Below are 18,664 nucleotides of genomic sequence, written 5' to 3' on the forward strand. Positions count from 1 at the left end.
GCAGATGAGCAACATCGTCTATATGCTACCGAATCGATCGGGGCTGATCATGCTTTACAGATCGAACGACGGGACGCTGATGGCCGAGAAAGAAGGACAGGTATTCGAGCGGGTAAAGCTGGTTCGCGAAATCCCGTATTCGTTTCCGGATCGATTCATCTCCGTCAGAAGTGAGCTGGGCGAAGAAATTGATCTCCTTCACGATCTGACGGTTTTGGATGAGAGCAGCCAGTGCTCGGCGAAGGAAGAACTGAGCAGATCCTTCGTGGTACCTCATATTCAACGAATTACGTTCATTCGCAAGCTGGCGTCGGAATGGAGCTGGCAGGTCGATACCGATCTCGGCCGGATGACGATCATGATGGATAATTTGCGAGACAACATTCATAAGATCAACGCCGATAGGTGGATCATTACGGATACTGAAGGCCGCCGCTATATGCTGTCGAATGCGGAGCAGATGGATGCGGAAAGCCGGCGATGGTGGAAGATAGTGATTTTCAAAACCAGAAAGTAGTGGGGATGGCATGAGCGATCAAAGTCTTAAAGATAAGGTGTTGTCCGGGGCGATCTGGGCATTTGGCGAGCGGGTGATTTCACAGGGAGTTTCCTTTGTTCTGTCCATTGTGTTAGCACGGCTGCTTATGCCCAGTGAGTATGGAGTCATCGCTTTAGTTCTTGTGTTTACGAATTTAGCCAATGTTTTCGTGACGGGTGGATTGGGAGAGACACTCATTCAGAAGAAGGATGCAGATGAAACCGACTTCTCCTCCCTCTTCTATTTCAGCCTGATTCTCTCTACCTTGCTTTATACGATTTTGTATTTTGTGGCACCATACATAGGTATGTTTTATGGTAATTCTAAGTTAGTGCCGGTACTTCAGGTGATTGCACTTATCCTGCCACTCTCATCTATCATTACCATTCAGCAAGCCTACGTATCCAAGCGAATGCTGTTTAAGAAGATGTTCTTCGCGACGATAGGGGGCACGTTAGCCTCAGGCTTCATCGGGATTATGATGGCTTATTATGGGTTTGGAGTATGGGCACTGGTTGCCCAATACTTAATCAATGCGGTCGTGAATACCATTGTGCTGTTCTTCATTGCACATTGGCGACCGAGACTTCTATTCTCCATGAGCTCTCTGAAGCAGCTCGTAGGATTCGGCTGGAAGCTTGTAGCCGCTAACTTTATTAATATTTTCTATAATGAGCTACGAAGCTTAATGATTGGTAAACTATATACGACGACGGCTCTCGCTTATTACAACCGAGGCAATCAGTTTCCGACTCTTCTGATTACGAGCATCGACACAGCGGTGGGGAAAGTGTTGTTCCCGGCAATGGCGGAAGTGAATAATGATATCAGGCATTTGAAGAATGTGACGAGGCGCTCCATGAAGACGACAGCCTATCTCATCTTTCCGCTGATGATCGGCTTATTGAGTGTTGCACATCCTCTCATCGTAGTGTTGCTGACGCAGAAGTGGGTTTCCGCAGTGCCCTTCTTGCAGATTTGTTGCGTGTACTGGTTATTCCAGCCTATGCAAACAGCCAACTGGCAAGCGATTAAAGCATTAGGAAGAAGCGACCTGCTGGTGAAGCTGGAAATCTTCAAGAAGATAATCGGGGTTTCACTGCTATTAATGACGATGAACATAAGCGTATATGCAATCGCGCTATCCAATGCTGCTTTTGCAGGTATCTCGATGCTAATCAATATGCTGCCAAATAAGAAATTGATGAATTATTCGATGGCGGAGCAATTTCGTGATCTAGCGCCTTCCTTGGCATTAGCGCTCGTGATGGGAGGGAGCATTTATACGATTTCGTGGCTGGAACTCCCTGCCATCTCAACCTTGCTGCTGCAAGTATTGTGCGGGGCAATCATCTACGTAGGAGCTTCCCACTTATTTAAACTGGATAGTTATGTGTATTTATCAAATATGGTCGCGACGAAGTTGCGGAGAAGAGGCGCCTTGGTAGCCTCGACTTAATTCCTTTATGAAGCAGAGGGGGCCCCAAATGTTTAAGATTGCAGTAGCAGGAACCGGATATGTCGGCTTAGTTGCTGGTGTATGCTTTGCAGAGATGGGACATCAGGTGACTTGTGTAGATATCGATGAGAACAAGGTCAATGTAATGAGATCTGGAGTATCACCTGTTTATGAAGCGGGACTAGAAGAGCTCATGCAGAAGAACTACGCTTCCGGAAGAATCACATACACGACGGATTATCAAGAAGCCTACCGTCACGCAGATGCGATCTTCATTGGTGTTGGGACCCCTGAGCAGCCTGATGGCTCTGCCAATCTTTCTTACATTGCGACGGTAGCCAAACAGATCGCGGAATCAGTGGAATCGGATTGCTTGGTCGTCGTGAAGTCAACCGTTCCGGTTGGCACGAATGATAAAGTAGAACAGTTTATCAGAGACTTCCTGATTAATGATGTTCGAGTTGAAGTCGCATCCAACCCGGAATTCTTGTCGCAGGGCTCGGCTGTCCATGATACTTTGCACGCAGAGCGAATTATTATTGGCGTGGAGAGCAGCTGGGCTGAAGAGATTCTGAAGCAGATCTATCAGCCTTTTCATTTGCCTATCGTTTCCGTAAACAGAAGATCGGCAGAGATGATTAAGTATGCCGCTAACAATTTCCTGGCGCTTAAGATTTCCTACATGAATGATATTGCCAACCTGTGTGAATTGGTAGGTGCTGACGTCCAGGATGTCGCACGAGGCATGAGCTATGATGAGCGGATCGGAAGTAAATTCTTGAATGCCGGAATCGGATACGGCGGGTCCTGCTTTCCCAAGGATACGAAGGCATTGGAGTACATCGCTAGACAGAAGGGCTACGAGTTGAAGACGGTGAAAGCCGCCATTGATGTCAATAAAGAACAGAAGACGATTCTATTCAAGAAGGCGAGTCAAAGACTGATTACCCTGAGTGGCCTTAAGGTGGCTGTACTAGGCTTAACCTTCAAGCCCGGCACGGATGATCTAAGGGAGGCCGCCTCTCTTGAGAATGTTCCGCTGCTATTAGAGCAAGGGGCAGATATATATGCATATGATCCGGTAGGGGCGGGCAATTTCGCCAAAGGATACCCGGAAGGTCAGCGCAGCAAGGGCAGCATGACGTATGTCGATCAAATCGAGCATGCGCTGGAAGGCGCGCACGTATGCTTTATCTTTACGGAATGGGGAGAAATCAAGACGCTGCTTCCAGGAACCTACAAGCAATTGATGAGAACGCCTCTTGTCTTTGATGGCCGGAATTTATACGACGTCGCGCAGATGCAGGAAGCGGGCGTAGAGTATCATTCCATTGGCAGAAGGTCTGCAAGCAAAGAAGGAGTAAAGGAGTCGAAGAATATTGATTTACAATACTCTTGATCGTAGTAAAACCTACTTCATTACCGGAGCAGCGGGGTTTATTGGCTATTATTTGGCCAGAAACCTGCTAGAACAAGGCTGCCAAGTAATTGGCATCGATAATGTAAACAACTACTACGATATAAACCTGAAATATACGCGGCTGGATCTTCTCAAGCCTTATAAGAAGTTCACGTTTATCAAAGGGGATATCTCCGATAAGGCGCTTGTGATGAGTGCATTTGACGAATATAAGCCTCACGTTGTGGTGAATCTGGCTGCTCAAGCCGGTGTCAGGTACTCCATAGAGAACCCTGATGCATACATACAGAGCAATATTGTTGGGTTCTACAACATTCTGGAGGCGTGCAGACATCATCCGGTTGATCATCTCCTCTATGCATCTTCAAGCTCAGTCTACGGTACCAATCAGAAGGTGCCCTTTGAAGAAACCGATCCGGTGGATCACCCTGCATCGCTTTATGCCGCAACCAAGAAGTCTAATGAATTAATGGCGCATACCTACAGCCATCTGTATAAGATTCCTGCAACGGGATTACGCTTCTTCACGGTGTATGGTCCATTGGGGCGTCCGGATATGGCGTATTTCGGGTTTACCAAGAATTATTTCGCAGGCGAAACCATCAAGATCTTCAACAACGGCGATTTTGAAAATGATTTGTATCGCGACTTTACATATATCGACGATATTGTGGAAGGGATTGCGCGCCTCCTCAGTCAACCTCCGGTGGAGCAGGGGAATGCTCCGCACCGGGTGTTCAATATCGGCAATAATAGCCCCGAGAAATTGATGACCTTCATTGAAACGCTTGAGAAATGTCTGAGTCTTTCATTAGATAGAGAAGTACAATTCGAGAAAGCCTATGAACCGATTAAACCTGGCGACGTACCGGCGACTTACGCCTCAACGGAACGGTTAGAGAAGGTCGTAGCGTTTAAGCCGAGGACATCGATCGAAGAAGGCTTGCAGAAGTTTACGGATTGGTACTGCGAATATTATAGGCTGAATTAACGATTAATTTGCAAATAGGGAGTGGCTGCTAGCAGCCGCTCCCTATTTTTATTACTAGAAAATAAAGATCGTTTACAGAGAGAATGGAGGAGTGGAAGTGAAGCTCATATTATTGTCTGGCGGTTCAGGAACAAGACTGTGGCCATTATCCAACGATGCGAGATCCAAGCAATTTCTCAAAGTTCTGGAGAACGAAGATCAGCAGTTAACATCCATGGTACAGCGGCTATGGGGTCAGCTTGAACAGAGCAATCTGAGCAAAGATAGTTTCATTGCCACGAGCAAAAGTCAGGTGGAGATGATGCAGAGCCAGATCGGAGCAGAGGTGCCGCTCATTATCGAGCCGGAACGCAGAGATACGTTTCCTGCAATTGCACTTGCTGCGGTTTATCTGTACTCCGTGGAAGAGATCAGCCTGAGCGAGACGGTTACCATCGTGCCGGTAGACCCCTTGGTAGAGAAGGACTTCTTTGAAACCGTGAAGGAACTGGAGCATGTGCTCGCCGAATCTGATGCGGATTTGGCGCTCATCGGGGTAAAACCGACGTATCCATCATCCAAATACGGATACATTATTCCGGTACAGGAAGCAGAGGAAGCAAGCGAAGGAGGATACAAGCGCGTCAGAAATTTCCGCGAGAAGCCTACCGAAGCACAAGCGGTGGAATTGCTCGAACAGCAGGCATTATGGAACTGCGGGGTGTTCGCCTTCAAGCTTGGCTATCTGATCTCGCTTCTAGAGCAGCTGAATATGCCGATTCAATATGATGAGCTGCGGAAGCACTATCACGCACTGCCGAAGATCAGCTTCGACTATCAAGTGTTGGAACAAGCAAGCAATATCGCAGTCGTTCCCTATGAAGGCTGCTGGAAAGACCTCGGTACCTGGAATACGCTCACCGAAGAGATGAATAATAAGCAAATCGGTCTAGGAACGATAAGCGAGGATTGCCAGAACACGCATTTAATTAATGAGATCGAGATCCCCGTTTCCATAATCGGATTATCGGATATCGTTGTCGCAGCCAGCCCTGACGGGATCCTGGTCTCGAGTAAGAGTGCCAGCACCCGAATAAAGAATTATATTAACTATAATCAGAAGCCGAGATATGAAGAACGCAAGTGGGGCTGGTTACGAATTCTGGACGACCAAATCTATGAGGACGGCCGGTGCGTAGCGACCAAACGCGTGGGAATCCGGGCGGGGGAGAACTTGAGCTACCGCATGCATACCTACCGTGAAGAGGTATGGACGATCGTTAACGGTGAAGGGGAATTCCTGCAGAACGGCAACTATATGAAGGTAAAGGCAGGCAATGTCCTTCATATTCCGATGAAAACGCTCCATACGTTAAGGGCGAGCACAGATGTTGAGCTTATTGTCGTTCAGAGCGGTCTCAGCCATGAAGAGAATCGAATCGTTGAATTATACAGCACATGGAAAGAAATCACGGATAGCTGCATGAAATCACTATAAAGCGCATAAAGCCGGCACCATGAATAGGACTTAGGCTTATCAGCCTAACCTATTTATGGTGCCGGCTTTTTTTGTTGCTCTGACAATAAATGTGCCAAATAAAAAAAGAAGCCAGCTCTCAGCGAGTAGACTTCTTTTTGATGCTTAATTTGATCCATCTGAATAGCAGCAAGAAGATGAGCAAGAATATCAATCCGCCGGTTACATCGACGAATACATCCAATATCGTGCTGGTACGCTGCGTCGTGTACTTCTGATTCCATTCATCGGATAGCGCGATGCAGGCTACGACTGCAAGGGAAGCTGCAGCGCCGCGAATGGCATTGAACCGAAATGGAATAAATGCGATATACATGACAATTGCGAACATGCCGTATACAAACAGATGAGCGCACTTGCGGAATACGAATTCCATAAACTGAAAGGGTTCTTGTTTGGCCGATACGACGGAATGAAAATAATGAATGGTAATATCGGGCAGAATCTTGCTCCAAGTAGCTTCATTAAGATGACGATGGAGAAACGGGATAATGGTCTGTTCGTTATAAGGCTCTGAAGAGAAATGAAAGATGAGCGCGACCCACAGGAGTGCGGGAACGAAATACAGCAATTTATGTGACAATCTAATTGTTACACCTCTTTTGGTTCATGGTGAATGTTATGTAAGTTTTATTGAACCCTTTTGTGAGGGTTTATAATTTGTTCAACGGAAACATTAAATGTATCGGCTAATAGGACGATAAAGTTTAGCGGCGGCTTCCTTCGGTTCTTCTCATAGTGCGAGAGTGTCGATCTGGAAATGCCAAGTGTCTTTGCTAATTCTTCTTGTGTGATTTCTCTTGCTTCTCGTAGTTCTGCGATTGTGTTGCCGAGGTGTAGCACGACTTGATCCCTCCTACTCCAGCCTATTGGATAAAGCATCGATTCACTTAAGGAAAGCTTCGTCATATCACATTTTCCCAATTTCAATACTACTAATTGTATCTACCATTATACTATGATACTAAACGTATCATGTCAATCTGTTTTTTACGAATGATTAAAATAATTTACAGGCTTATCCGCCAATTTTGATACGAAGTGTATCTAATCTAAAAAGCCCGCATAACGTTTCATTCGCTCATTCGGAAAGAAACGTATGTGGGCTTTCGTCTAGGCAAAGGGATACCTCCGCCTGTTAATATTTCGCATATTCCTGCTGCAGGATCTCATATGACCTCTTCAGCCGCTCATGATAAGCGGGCTGGTTCCACTCGCCCCACTGGAAGAGCTTCAGCTTCGCGGTCGTAACCGGCTCGCCGCTCTTCAGCTCCGGCAGCGTGCTCAGCTTGCTGCCACCGCTGTCACCGCCTCCAACGTCACCGTTTCCGTTTTGTTCCACAACAAGCAGATGAAACCCTTTCGTCGTCACGCTGGACTGATAGCCTTTGCCGGATGACCACAGATCGCCTGTCATTTCATGCAGGCTCGGATCTTTGGCGTTCAGCATCAGCCACGGAATGCGCAGCTCAACGATTCCGCGCTGCTCATTCACCTTGTAGTCCGCAAGCGAGTTATAATCCGGCGACCTTGTATTGCTGTTGCCTTCCTGCAGCAGCCCGGTATGGTACGACTCGAACGGGTAGTTGAGCTGCTTACCGCTTGGCAGCACCTTCCGAGAACCCTTATTAAGCACAAGCCGAATCGGATTGTACATGCCGTTATTCTTCGTGCTCACACCGCTGACAGCCTTGATAAGCTTCTTCAAGTACGCGTAATCGAAATAGAAGGTATCGTAATAACTGTCCACGAACGTCTCCGCATAGCTTGCGCTAGAGAGGTCGATATAGAAGTCGAACCCGACTTTGTTGGCAAGCGGTATGCCCTTAGGCAGCTTCGTATTTCCTTGGCCATCCACCGTATCGAACATGATCGACGTATGGATATTGTCCTTGGTCAGCTTGCCGTAATCGAGGCGCAAGTACACATACTCCGAATCATTCGTCATATAGAGCGCCTTCAGATTCTGCTTGCTGCCTGCCGCCGCCTTATAGATCGGATCAAGATGCAGCGCATCCCAATCAAGCGTATCGCCATCGACGTCGATTGGCACCACATTCTCGCCGGGATCGAAGGAGAGGAGGCCAAAGTATTGCTCGTTCGTTTGAACGTTCGACCAGAAGGGACGGCGATGCGCATTATCGTACTCCATCGTGTTCCAAGTCCGCTTGAACCATTCATCCTGCCAGGAGAAAATCATTCCTCCCATATAGCCCTCATTCAGCATATCTCCATACAATCCCGCGATAAGCTGCCCTTGTTCCTGCTCCGAGTGATGCCCTTGATCCTTCCCGCTCACATTGCGATGCGTCATGCCCCGCGAGCTTGGAATGCCGAACTCCGCCACCAGAATAGGCAACCGGTGTACCGCCTTCAGCGCGTGCAAATAGCCGGCATAGTTGTTCTTCGTCCCCGACTTATCCACGTAATTCTTATATTCATTGTTCATGAAATCCGGATAGTACGGATAGATGTGATAAGAAGCGAAGGAGCCCGGGTAGAAGCTGTCCTTCGTATAGATATGGTTCGGATTCACCACCGACATATCTTCTTCGGCGAACGATTCCAGCGGATGCTTCAGCATATCCGTCGTCGGCCAGTTGGTGAAGCTGAGCGCATGCTGCACCTGGTAATGATCCTGCTCATACGTCGCCATGTACTCCATGCCCTGAGCGAGCCAATTCTCGAACGGGGATGCGCCTTTGGTATAGATATAGCGTCCGTTGTAAGGCTGCTTATGCGCCGACTGCTTATTCGTGTCCGCAACCGCATGCGGATCCCATTCGATGCCGAGAATCCAGCCGATCAGGTAAGGAGAGACGTCGTAGGTGTAGCTGCCATAGGCATGCCCCGCACGCTTCGGCAAATTCGCCTTGCCATGCACGGCGTTCACGACATCCACGATCTCCTCGTGGAACGGCTTCATCACGGCATCCGAGAAGGCGTTGCCGGAGGAAACGAGCGCATCTTCGAGCACCCAAGCGCCGTGGAACAGGTAGAGCGGTTTATCCGTCGTCTGATTAAACTCGTACAGCGCCTCATAGAATGCAGGCGGCTGCAAGGTATAGACGCGGATCGCATTCGCGTTCATCGCCGCGATCTGCTGGAACCAGCGATAATATTCATCGAGGCCGATGGCGGCATTTCCCGGGAAAGCGCCGGGCTTGCCCATCCCGATGTTAACCCCTTTTACGGTGAAATCCGTCCATTTGCCATTCGAAAGCGTCTGAAAATGATCACCGAACACGCGAGCCGAATAAGACGTGTTGTCAGCACGGATCTTCTCAACCTGCGTATGCACAGCAGGATTCGTCATGCCATGGTCGAGAATCGCCTTCATGAGCGGAATGTACGTCTCCCAATAGAACGCATCCTCGGCGTCATGCCAAGTTGGCAGCTTGCGAAGCGCCGTCTGAATCGAGCTTTGATAGATCGACGGGAGATCCGTATTGACGGAGAACTGCCCGTTGAAATAATACGTGCCGTACAGATCATTCTGATGATGAATGATGGCAGGCATCGTCAGCGGGATGTACCTGCGGCTGAGCTTCTCCTGCCCGGATGGCGAGAGCGCTAGCGTATAGCTTGCCAGCACCTCACGACCATCGGCCGGCTTAATTACATCTACCCAGTCTGTATAGGGTTGTTTTCCCTTGCCCGTTAGCCCCAGCTGCTGCTCGCCTTCCGCTGTGTAAGCGAAGGACGGCGCGCCGCCAGCCAAATCCGCTTCCGTCAGAACGAGATTCTCTTCGGTAAATTCATTGATGAACAGATAACCGCTGCCTTTGTAGGTCCAGCTGCTCCCGTTAGCTTGAGCGACACTGGCCTTCAGCTTGTCCGGCACTTCAGTGCCCGCGAGGTCAGCCACATACTTATACGACCAGCCGTCCCAGGTCAGGTTCAGCAAGCTGTACATATCTTCACGCAGCTCAGGCTCAGTCGGCTTGCCTAGCAGATTACGCTCGGCGATGAGCGTGCCGCCCTTCGTCAGCAGCTTGCTGCGAATCGGATCGAACTCCGCTTTCGTCATGCCGCCGTATAGGCTTTTGCTCTCTGACGCTTCTGGTTTCTTGCCGGTGTATTGCTCTTTGTCTACGCCATACATGCTCGCCAGATAGATGAGATCATAGTTATCGACATTACCAGGAACGGCATCGATGCGATACTTGCCACCAGTCAGCGGCTTGAAACCATAGTAGTCGCTTGAAGGGTTATAGGCTTTGCCCGAAGCTTGCACAACCTTCGCATTGTTAAGCATCCAAGTCAGCCCTGAATGGCTGCGATAGGATGTATCCGGCACTGTTTTGTCGACGATCAGCACGTTCAGCTTATGCTCTTGTTTCAAGTACCAGCTCCAGATCGGCGACGACACGACCAAGAGGCCGACGGTCACGGCAGCAGCCATGAGCCATCGGCGATTAATGAGGTCAAGCTTTCTCATGATGAAATTCCTCTGCGTTTCATTTCTCCCCAAGCGGAGTAGCCGAGGAAGAATTGGAATATGCCTTCTACGCGCCAGAGCACCGTTAACGGACGGTACCATATAATTTCGGTCAAGGAATAGAGATACAGCTTCAGGACATCCTTCTTATTGGAGTACTTCTGCAATCCCCATTCTTCCAAGATTAGCGCGAGCAGCGAGATTAATGAGCCATAGAGCAGGAACGACATGAACAGCAACACTGCAAATTCAATCGAGATGCCCCCCATAAACAGGGACAACACGATGAAAATATAGCCGCACAGCTCAACAACAGGTCCAAGCAGCTCAATGATCCAGAAGTAAGGGAACACCACCAGTCCGATGTAGCCATACCTCGGATTCAGCGTCATGCCCCGATGTCTCCATAAGCTCTCAAGCAAGCCGCGATGCCAACGGTTGCGCTGTTTGCGCAAATCAGCAGCCGTCTCCGGCGCTTCCGTCCAGCAGACCGGATCGGCTGCGAATTCAATGCGTTTGTTCGATCTGCGTTTCTTGATAAGCCGCTGCAGCCGAACGACAAGCTCCATATCTTCACCGGCTGTCTTCGTCGAATAGCCGCCTGCCGCTACGACCCACTCCTTCGAGAACACTCCGAATGCTCCCGATATGACAAGCAGCAGATTATAGCGACTGAGTCCGACTCTGCCGACAAGGAAGGCGCGCAAATATTCAACGACTTGATAGATGACAAGCGGCTTCTTAGACAGCTTAATCTGTTTCACGCTGCCCATCTGAATCGTATTGCCGTTCGCTATTCGCACAGATCCCCCGGAGGCGATGACGTCCTCATTCGAGGTCATAATCGGCTTCATGATCTTCACAAGCGCATCCTGTTCAAGAATAGAATCTCCATCAATGGAACAAAAATACGAATATTTGGCATAATTAATGCCGGCATTAAGGGCATCGGCTTTGCCGCCGTTCTGCTTGTCCAGCATATACAGATGAGGCAGCAGCTGCGATTGATAGACCCCTGTGACTGCTTCCGTAGCAATCAACTGCTGGGCATTCCGATCAACAGGCACCATCTGAAAATGCTCGATGACCTGCTCCCGCGTGCCATCGCTTGATCCGTCGTTCACGACAATGATTTCGAATTCCGGATAGTGCAGTCCGAGCAAGGAGCGGATGCTCTCTACAATGCCCGCTTCCTCGTTATGTGCGGGCACGATGACCGATACGGGCTTCGTGAATGCAATGTTGAGCAGCGCTTCATGCGAGCGGAAGCGGTTCAGCTTGTACTCGCGGCGCATCGACATGAAGGAGAATAAAAACATGATCAGATAAAAGGCGGTCGCGAGGAGCATGAAGGATAGAATGAAGCGACCATAGATGCCGATAACGTCGATCCACAACGTCTCCGCACTCATCCGGGATGCAGTCCTAACGTTTCTTTGGCTATATCCCGGGCGAACCGGTCGTGATCATGCTCAGCAATATGCGTTAACAATTGCCTTCCCTCCTTCATGTTCAGCAGCGCGCCGGCCGCTTGCGTTCGAACCCACCATGAGCGGTCCTTGATCAGCTCGGTAAGCGGCTCTGCCAGCTCCGGCTTCCTCAGCGCTCCGAACAGCTTCGCGGTCATTGCCCGCTCCTCCCAGCTGCTGGAGGTGGCGAACTTGCTGTATTGCTCCGCCCGCTCCGTGAATCCGAGCTGCGCGATCGACTTCAATAGCTTAATGCGCAGCTCAGACGATTGACCTTGACTCGCCGAATCTGCGATGCGGAACAGCTGCTGCTCCAGAAAATCCAGCTGTTCATATTTGTTCAGAATGCCGATCATCTCAACGAGGCTATGCTGAATCGGTTCCGGCAGCTCATGGAACTGCGCCAATGCTGTTTCGAACTGGTCGTCCGTCAGCATGGACAACAATTGGCGGTAATTGAATGCCGTTAGATCGCCTGGCAGGCGAATGAGACTTTGTATAAAGCTGCTGTGACGGGAATGGATGAACAGCCTGCAGACTTGGTACTGCTCTTGCTCGGTGCATTTTGGATTGTTCATCAGCTCCGTAATGTCTTCTTGGAGGTTGTCCATGCCGAACACAGAAGCATGGTAGAGCGCATTCATCCGTATGCTCCACTTGCGGTGTCGCAGCATCTCCCGATACGTGCTTGTAAAATGCTCCTCAGCGAACTGCTTCGCCCGAAGCTGAATTTCGTCGCTCTGCGTAATTTGCAAGTAATCGCTCAGCAGCTTCTCCGAGGCGGCGAATGTTCGCCTGTTATGAGGCACGAGCGCGCGGCTCGTCTCGCCGCCAGTCAGATACTTGTACATGAGCGAGCTATTCTTCTGCGCGAAGCCACTCATATAGCGTGAAAGCCGTATGTCGCGTGCTTTTACGATCGTGATATAGAGGAGGACGAGACTGCTCATCATGAGCAGCGACGCCGTGAATACGCCAAGTGCAATGACTGCATGACTGTTATACATGATTACTTCAGCCTTTCCAGAAGCCGCTTCACCTTGGCCTCAAGAAGCTTGATGCTGAATGGCTTCGCAATATAGTAGTCTGCGCCGTGCTCCATGCTGTAGATTGTCATATGCTCCGTGTTGCGGCTTCCGAGCATAATGACAATATACTTGCTGGCATTGGGCATGCTGCGCAAGTCGCGAAGCACCTCAATGCCGTCGCGCTGCGGCAGGATGTCGCTGAGGAAGATCAGATGCGTATGCCCGGAATGATGCCAGTCCGAGTCCGCGAAGCTGGCGCCGTCATGGAAGCTGCGGATTTGGAACTCCATATGCGGCATCGTAAGATTCTCCAGCATGTTCGTGAGGATGCTCTGCGCAATCGGCGAGTCCTCAATAATCGAGACTTTTATTGTACTCACATCAGGCTCGGCGGCGACAGACACAGCTTCCAGCTGGTAATCGCCTTTGTCCCGCGCCAAAGTCAGCGCCTTCGAAGTCGCTGCGAGAATATCCTCATAGGTGGTCGTCGAATAGACAACCTCCGTCATGCCAGCCGTAAGCTGCACCGTAGACGTCGTCTGGAAGTCCGTGTAGATTCGCTGGAATAGATACTCTGCTTCGAGAAAACCGGTATGCATCAGCACGGCGATGAAGCGGAGCGGCTGCTCGGTAGCAAACAGGTAATCCGTATTGCGCAAATGCTTTGCGATCAGCTTGCTCGTATGTAGCAGGGCAGGGAGCTCGCTTGTTTGTGCTATTTCAATCGCCACGACGGAGAATTTGGTCCGGATGCGCGGCATGTCGGCAAGCTTCCATTGAATGAACGACATGAGCAAGTCGCTGTGGTACAGCCCGTTCTCCTCGTTGTATAGCAGCGAGATGAGAGGAGAGTGGGGAGAGGTACGTGTGGTTGTACTACTCATAGCACACCTCAATTCTAGTAAAATCATGTTGTCTTTCCAGTATAGACGGAACGTGCAAAATAATGTTTAGTGAATTGCTGGGGATTTGTCGGGGCTAACAGACTTCAACTGAGAGCAGAATTCGCGCTGCTAGGTGATTGCCCTGCGCTAACGAACTCAATCAGCGCTATTCGCCCCAAAATAGCTTCGTATATCGTCTAACGAATCCACGTCACGCTATTCCAGCATTTCAAACCCAATCCAATGCCAAACGGATCGAATAACGCTGCTGGAGTTCGTTAGAAATTTTTAGCTGCTTATTTCGACCAAATAGCGTTCCTAAGATTCGTTAGCCCAGCTAGCTCGCCGACCGGGGAGAGCCATTATTGACTCTCTCTTTATTAACTATATTTGCTAACTAAAAATGTGATAAGATGGAAGAACAACGCCCTACTATACGACTAGGACTCACAATAATACATCTCAGATCAGGCAGCCATCTCTAACCACCGGCTGTCTTTTTTCGTCTCACGTTAACATTTCAAAGGTAAAGGTGACATTGTCATGGCCAACACCATTCTTTTTCGAATATTGCTTCCGATCTTGCTCGTCATTATTTCCTTTTCCTCCATCTATCTCGATCGGACAAGCCATCCCTATCTGATGGTTGCAGTGGGCATCGCTGTGTACATGTCGATCAATGCCAAGCAAACAAACAACAAGCAGATCTATATCCAAATCGCTTTACTTGTCCTCTTTCACTGGCTCAGCCAGCTGAACTGGTCCTTGACGATGTATTTGATATTGCTGATCAGACAGATTACACGCAGCGAAAATCTGATTCGGGCACTCCTTCATGCGATTCTCATTATGTCGCTTTACAGCGCTGTACGCTTCTCCTACTCGGTAACGAATGGTTACTCTGTACTTGTTACGCTCTCCGACCTTGCTAGCTCGCTCGTATTTGTCACGTTGGTATGGATCATTAAGAGCAAAGAAATCGAGAAGAAGAGCCTTGAGCAATTAAACGACGAGCTCTTGAAGAAAGACGTGCTCACCGGGCTGCTCAATTATCACGAATTCCGCAGAGAGCTAAGCAAGATGAAGGAGAGCAGCGAGTACGGTTTAATCATTATGAGCTGCCAGGATTTGCGCATGATCAATTTCAAGCATGGTTACGAGCAAGCGAACAACAGCTTGAAAGATATTGCCGTTCAGTTAGAGCGCCACTTTAGCCCGGCTATTGTGGCACGTTATGGCGGAAGCGAGTTTGCAATTGCGATGGATCATACGGATTCGGATACTGCTGCAGCGGAGGATTATATCAAACAGGCTGTCGCCGGGATTATTGAACAGATGCCCGAAATGGACATTATTTACGCTTATGCCTTCTCAAACGGGTGCACGACGGAAGAAACGGTAGAGAATGTGGAGAAGCAGTTGTTCCTCCTGAAGAAAGAAATTTGGATGAAGCGAGATGAACACTTCTTCCGCGCAGATAAATTGAAAGTCATCGGCGAGCTTGCGGCGGGCATGGCCCATGAGATTCGCAACCCGCTAACGACGATCAAAGGCTTCCTGCAACTGGCCAATCAGAACGACTACAAAGATTTCAACAGATACCATCCGATGATTATGGACGAGATCACGCGCGTGAGCGAGCTCACCTCGGAGTTCTTGCAGTTCTCCAAGCCGAATCTGTCCCAAATGAAGGCGGAATCCATCCAGTCCTGCATCGACCGCGCCATCTCCATCATGGGTACGGAAGTTGAGCGGAGAGGGCATCGCCTCAGCGTAGAGCACCCGGGGACTCCCTTGTATGTCAAAGTGGATAAGGACAAAATCGTGCAGGTGCTCGTTAATTTGTTCAAAAACTCCATTGATGCGATGGAGGATCTCGGGCATATCGGCGTCAGGGTGTACGAGCAGGATAAGCATGCGTGCATTGAATTGTTAGATACGGGAACCGGGATGTCTGAAGCGACGAGGGAGAAACTATTCGAACCTTTCTACACTACAAAAGGGCACGGCACAGGTCTCGGCCTATCGATCTCCCACAAAATTGTCCAGGATCATGGCGGACGCATGGATGTGAAGGAGACGAGTGCGAGGGGGACGGTGTTCCTGATCGAGCTACCGTTAGTGTCTAAGTCGGTAGCGGAGTAGCGGTGGGAAGCGTGTGCGTGAATGGTGTGAGCACAGATGTGAGAGTGTCGAAAACACCGGAAAGCCTCGCTGCAAGCCCCGAGTGATCACGTAAGAGCGGCGGCGGTCGAAAACACCGGAAGGCGTCGCTGAGAGCGGAAAAACCCTCTCTCACCATCAGATTAGCCCCGAATGATCAGACAAGAGAGGGAAAAGCCTCTCTCGCCGAGCAAACTGGCTCGAAAACACCGGAAAGCGTCGCTGAGAGCGGAAAAACCCTCTTTCAACACCAGATGAGCCTCGAATGATCACGCGAGAGCGGGAAAAGCCTCTCTCGCCGAGCAAACTAGGGCACCAACGGTGATTTCAGAGCTGAGAGCACAAATACGCTCTCTCAGCGCGAAAAACGAGCATTCGAGCAGCTGAGAGAACGTATACGTTCTCTCGCGAGCAGCAAGTGCCCGAAATCCTGCGATTTCGGAGCTGAGAGCACAAATAGGTTCTCTCAGCGCGAAAAACGAGCGCTCGAGCAGCTGAGAGAACACATACGTTCTCTCGCGAGCAGCAGTTACCCGGAATCCTGCGCTGAGAGCACATATACGTTCTCTCGCTCTCGTCGGGGGCCAAGCTCCCCCGACGTACTCAAACATGTAAAAGGGAGAGCCCCAACAAAACGGGGCTCTCCCTTTTACATATGCCGCCTATGCGCCGACGCCAACCGCGGCGCCCTGCTGCAGCTGGTACATGGCGAAGTACTTGCCGCCATGTACCATCAGCTCGTCGTGGTTGCCGCGCTCAACGATGCGGCCGCGATCGAGCACGAGAATTTGATCTGCCGCGCGAATGGTCGACAGCCGGTGAGCGATGACGAACGTCGTCCGTCCGCGCTTCAGCACATCGAGCGCCTGCTGGATAATCGCTTCGGTCTCTGTGTCGATGCTCGCGGTCGCTTCGTCGAGGATCAGAATCGCCGGATCGAAAGCGAGCGCACGCGCGAAGGAGATGAGCTGCCGCTGTCCGGCGGACAGCGTGCTTCCTTTCTCGATCACAGGCTCATCAAGCCCGTGAGGCAGTTGCATGAACATGTCGTACGCGCCAACGTCGCGAAGCGCCTGCTCGATCTTCTCCCGCGTAATCGCTGGGTCATCCAGGCTAATATTCGAAGCGATTGTGCCGGTGAAGAGGAACGGCTCCTGCAGCACTATGCCCATATGCTGGCGCAGCTGCTGCTTCGTCATGTCGCGCACATTAGTGCCGTCAACCGTAATTGTCCCACGGTCGATATCGTAGAAGCGGAAGAGCAGGTTCAGAATCGAGCTTTTGCCTGAACCCGTATGGCCGACCAGTGCAACCGTCTCGCCTTGCTTCGCGCTGAAGCTGATATGCTTCAGCACATCTTCGCCTTCCTTGTAGCCGAACGTGACATCCTCGAATGAAACATTCCCCTTATATCGCGCCATCCGCTGTTCAGAAACCGGCACTCCAGGCTCATCCAACAACGCGAATACGCGCTCTGCCGATACCCGCGCTACCTCGAGGTTCGACAGCTGATTCACCATCCCGACGATCGGCTGCATCATCCGGTTCATGTAATCAATGAAAGCGTAGAGGACGCCGACGGATACAGCCGTACCGAACCAGCCGCCAGCAAACAACCAGATAACCGAGAGAAAGATCACATTCCGGAACACGTTCAGCAAATTGTGACTCGTCACGGAGTTCAGGCGAAGCAACTTGTTCTGATACTTGAAGTACTCGTCGTTCATCACATCGAATTCCGCCATCGTTTCTTTCTGCTTTCGGAACACTTGGATGATCGGCATGCCTTGAATGGATTCGTTAATCATGCCGTTAATGTCGCTCAGTCGCGAGCGAATGACATGGTTGAAGCTGCCCGCATACTTGCGGTAGATTACGATCCAGAAGTATAGAATCGGCAGCAGCGGCAAGGCAATTAGAGCAAGCCGCACGTCGAGCAGGAACAGAGCGCCAATAATCGCGGTCATATAGATGATGCCGGAGAAGAAGTTCGCCAGCACCGATACATACAGCTCGCGGATCGCCTCGGTGTCATTCGTTACCCTCGCGACGACTTTGCCTGCCGGCAGATTATCGAAGTACTGAACCGGCAGTTCTTGAATATGCCGGAATACGTCATTGCGCATCTTGCGTACAATGCGGTTCGCCGATACTTGAAGCAGGTACTTCTGCCCGTAAGCAAGCCCCGCTCCGATAAGCAGCATCCCGACATAGCCCGCTGCCAGCGTAATCATGCTTCTCAGCTCAGGCTGATAGAAGTGATACGTCTCATCTCGGCTCAGCAGAGCGGCAGGATATTGATGCGTGCTGCCATCCTGAGCTGTAATCGTTAACTTGTCGCCCGCGAACGTGCGCTTACCTTTATCAGCCACATCAGCTGCATCTACAAAATAATACGTAAGCCCCGTCTGCAGCACACGCACCTCGCGGCCTTTCACTTCGCCATCTTTCCAGTGATCGGCGCGCTTATAATAGCTTCCGTTGTACTCGACATCGTAGCGCCCGTTCTGCTTGCTCTCGTACCATGGCTTCTCGATGCCCATTATGTTCGTATCAATCATTCGCTTGGCGAGAAAAGGTCCGACCAGTTCCGCGGAGATCGCGAGTGCAAGCAGCAGAAGCGCCAGCAGGATCGGCCGTTTGTAATGCCATGCATATTGAAATAATCGTTTTCCGTTATTGCCCATTGTAGGTGTCACCTTCGTTTCCTTATCTCTCATATCAAGTCTTCAGCCAGCCTAGACGCTTCTGCGCA

Annotated in this window: 13 protein-coding genes; 6 read left to right on the top strand and 7 right to left on the bottom strand. The window is 50.3% G+C overall.

The genetic code is table 11. The annotated features are described in order from the left end of the window. The first annotated feature begins 4 nt into the window (after positions 1–4). The 5 genes from AC0YNX_RS22050 (at position 5) to AC0YNX_RS22070 (ending at position 5,885) form a co-directional block, all read left to right on the top strand. On the top strand, positions 5–517 hold the full coding sequence (locus AC0YNX_RS22050) for a DUF1854 domain-containing protein (RefSeq protein ID WP_475817862.1): 513 nt from the start codon (positions 5–7) through the stop codon (positions 515–517). A gap of 10 nt (positions 518–527) precedes the next feature. Beyond that, positions 528–1,997: a lipopolysaccharide biosynthesis protein gene (locus AC0YNX_RS22055; RefSeq protein WP_475817863.1), complete on the top strand. Its 1,470-nt coding sequence runs from the start codon at positions 528–530 to the stop codon at positions 1,995–1,997. Between the two features lie 28 nt (positions 1,998–2,025). Then, on the top strand, positions 2,026–3,396 hold the full coding sequence (locus AC0YNX_RS22060) for a UDP-glucose dehydrogenase family protein (RefSeq protein WP_475817864.1): 1,371 nt from the start codon (positions 2,026–2,028) through the stop codon (positions 3,394–3,396). Next, complete coding sequence (locus AC0YNX_RS22065) at positions 3,377–4,408, top strand: GDP-mannose 4,6-dehydratase (RefSeq protein ID WP_475817865.1); 1,032 nt, start codon at positions 3,377–3,379, stop codon at positions 4,406–4,408. Before AC0YNX_RS22060 ends, AC0YNX_RS22065 begins: the two co-directional genes overlap by 20 nt. Positions 4,409–4,505: 97 nt before the next feature. Then, positions 4,506–5,885 (top strand): sugar phosphate nucleotidyltransferase, encoded by a 1,380-nt coding sequence (locus tag AC0YNX_RS22070; RefSeq protein ID WP_475817866.1) that lies wholly within the window; start codon positions 4,506–4,508, stop codon positions 5,883–5,885. Positions 5,886–6,003: 118 nt separating this feature from the next. Here AC0YNX_RS22070 and AC0YNX_RS22075 read toward each other — a convergent pair whose 3' ends face one another. The 6 genes from AC0YNX_RS22075 to AC0YNX_RS22100 all read right to left on the bottom strand — a co-directional run bounded on the left by AC0YNX_RS22075 (position 6,004) and on the right by AC0YNX_RS22100 (position 13,746). Next, complete coding sequence (locus AC0YNX_RS22075) at positions 6,004–6,507, bottom strand: VanZ family protein (RefSeq protein WP_475817867.1); 504 nt, start codon at positions 6,505–6,507, stop codon at positions 6,004–6,006. Positions 6,508–6,554: 47 nt separating this feature from the next. Then, positions 6,555–6,833 carry a helix-turn-helix transcriptional regulator gene (locus tag AC0YNX_RS22080; protein ID WP_475817868.1) on the bottom strand — a complete coding sequence of 93 codons (279 nt, stop codon included), beginning with the start codon at positions 6,831–6,833 and terminating at the stop codon, positions 6,555–6,557. A gap of 229 nt (positions 6,834–7,062) precedes the next feature. Then, complete coding sequence (locus tag AC0YNX_RS22085) at positions 7,063–10,365, bottom strand: hypothetical protein (RefSeq protein WP_475817869.1); 3,303 nt, start codon at positions 10,363–10,365, stop codon at positions 7,063–7,065. Continuing rightward, positions 10,362–11,777, bottom strand: a complete 1,416-nt coding sequence (locus tag AC0YNX_RS22090) for a glycosyltransferase family 2 protein (RefSeq protein WP_475817870.1) — start codon at positions 11,775–11,777, stop codon at positions 10,362–10,364. The genes AC0YNX_RS22085 and AC0YNX_RS22090 overlap by 4 nt, the downstream gene beginning before the upstream one ends. Continuing rightward, positions 11,774–12,841 (bottom strand): HEAT repeat domain-containing protein, encoded by a 1,068-nt coding sequence (locus AC0YNX_RS22095; protein WP_475817871.1) that lies wholly within the window; start codon positions 12,839–12,841, stop codon positions 11,774–11,776. The genes AC0YNX_RS22090 and AC0YNX_RS22095 overlap by 4 nt, the downstream gene beginning before the upstream one ends. A 2-nt stretch (positions 12,842–12,843) precedes the next feature. Next, the gene (locus AC0YNX_RS22100; protein WP_475817872.1) at positions 12,844–13,746 is read right to left on the bottom strand and encodes a response regulator transcription factor; all 903 of its coding nucleotides are present in this window, start codon (positions 13,744–13,746) and stop codon (positions 12,844–12,846) included. Between the two features lie 543 nt (positions 13,747–14,289). On the opposite strand from AC0YNX_RS22100, the gene AC0YNX_RS22105 reads away from it, so the two are divergent. Next, on the top strand, positions 14,290–15,891 hold the full coding sequence (locus tag AC0YNX_RS22105; protein ID WP_475817873.1) for an ATP-binding protein: 1,602 nt from the start codon (positions 14,290–14,292) through the stop codon (positions 15,889–15,891). A gap of 680 nt (positions 15,892–16,571) precedes the next feature. On the opposite strand, the gene AC0YNX_RS22110 is transcribed toward AC0YNX_RS22105, so the two are convergent. After that, on the bottom strand, positions 16,572–18,629 hold the full coding sequence (locus AC0YNX_RS22110) for an ABC transporter ATP-binding protein (protein ID WP_475817874.1): 2,058 nt from the start codon (positions 18,627–18,629) through the stop codon (positions 16,572–16,574). Between the last annotated feature and the right edge of the window lie 35 nt (positions 18,630–18,664).

This window comes from Paenibacillus sp. J31R98 (assembly GCF_056269245.1).

Coding starts and splice junctions, on each gene's coding strand:
- AC0YNX_RS22090 (WP_475817870.1), bottom strand. CDS start 11,777: ATGAGTGCGGAGACGTTGTGGATCGACGTTATCGGCATCTATGGTCGC.
- AC0YNX_RS22080 (WP_475817868.1), bottom strand. CDS start 6,833: ATGACGAAGCTTTCCTTAAGTGAATCGATGCTTTATCCAATAGGCTGG.
- AC0YNX_RS22110 (WP_475817874.1), bottom strand. CDS start 18,629: ATGAGAGATAAGGAAACGAAGGTGACACCTACAATGGGCAATAACGGA.
- AC0YNX_RS22055 (WP_475817863.1), top strand. CDS start 528: ATGAGCGATCAAAGTCTTAAAGATAAGGTGTTGTCCGGGGCGATCTGG.
- AC0YNX_RS22105 (WP_475817873.1), top strand. CDS start 14,290: ATGGCCAACACCATTCTTTTTCGAATATTGCTTCCGATCTTGCTCGTC.
- AC0YNX_RS22095 (WP_475817871.1), bottom strand. CDS start 12,841: ATGTATAACAGTCATGCAGTCATTGCACTTGGCGTATTCACGGCGTCG.
- AC0YNX_RS22060 (WP_475817864.1), top strand. CDS start 2,026: ATGTTTAAGATTGCAGTAGCAGGAACCGGATATGTCGGCTTAGTTGCT.
- AC0YNX_RS22050 (WP_475817862.1), top strand. CDS start 5: ATGAGCAACATCGTCTATATGCTACCGAATCGATCGGGGCTGATCATG.
- AC0YNX_RS22085 (WP_475817869.1), bottom strand. CDS start 10,365: ATGAGAAAGCTTGACCTCATTAATCGCCGATGGCTCATGGCTGCTGCC.
- AC0YNX_RS22100 (WP_475817872.1), bottom strand. CDS start 13,746: ATGAGTAGTACAACCACACGTACCTCTCCCCACTCTCCTCTCATCTCG.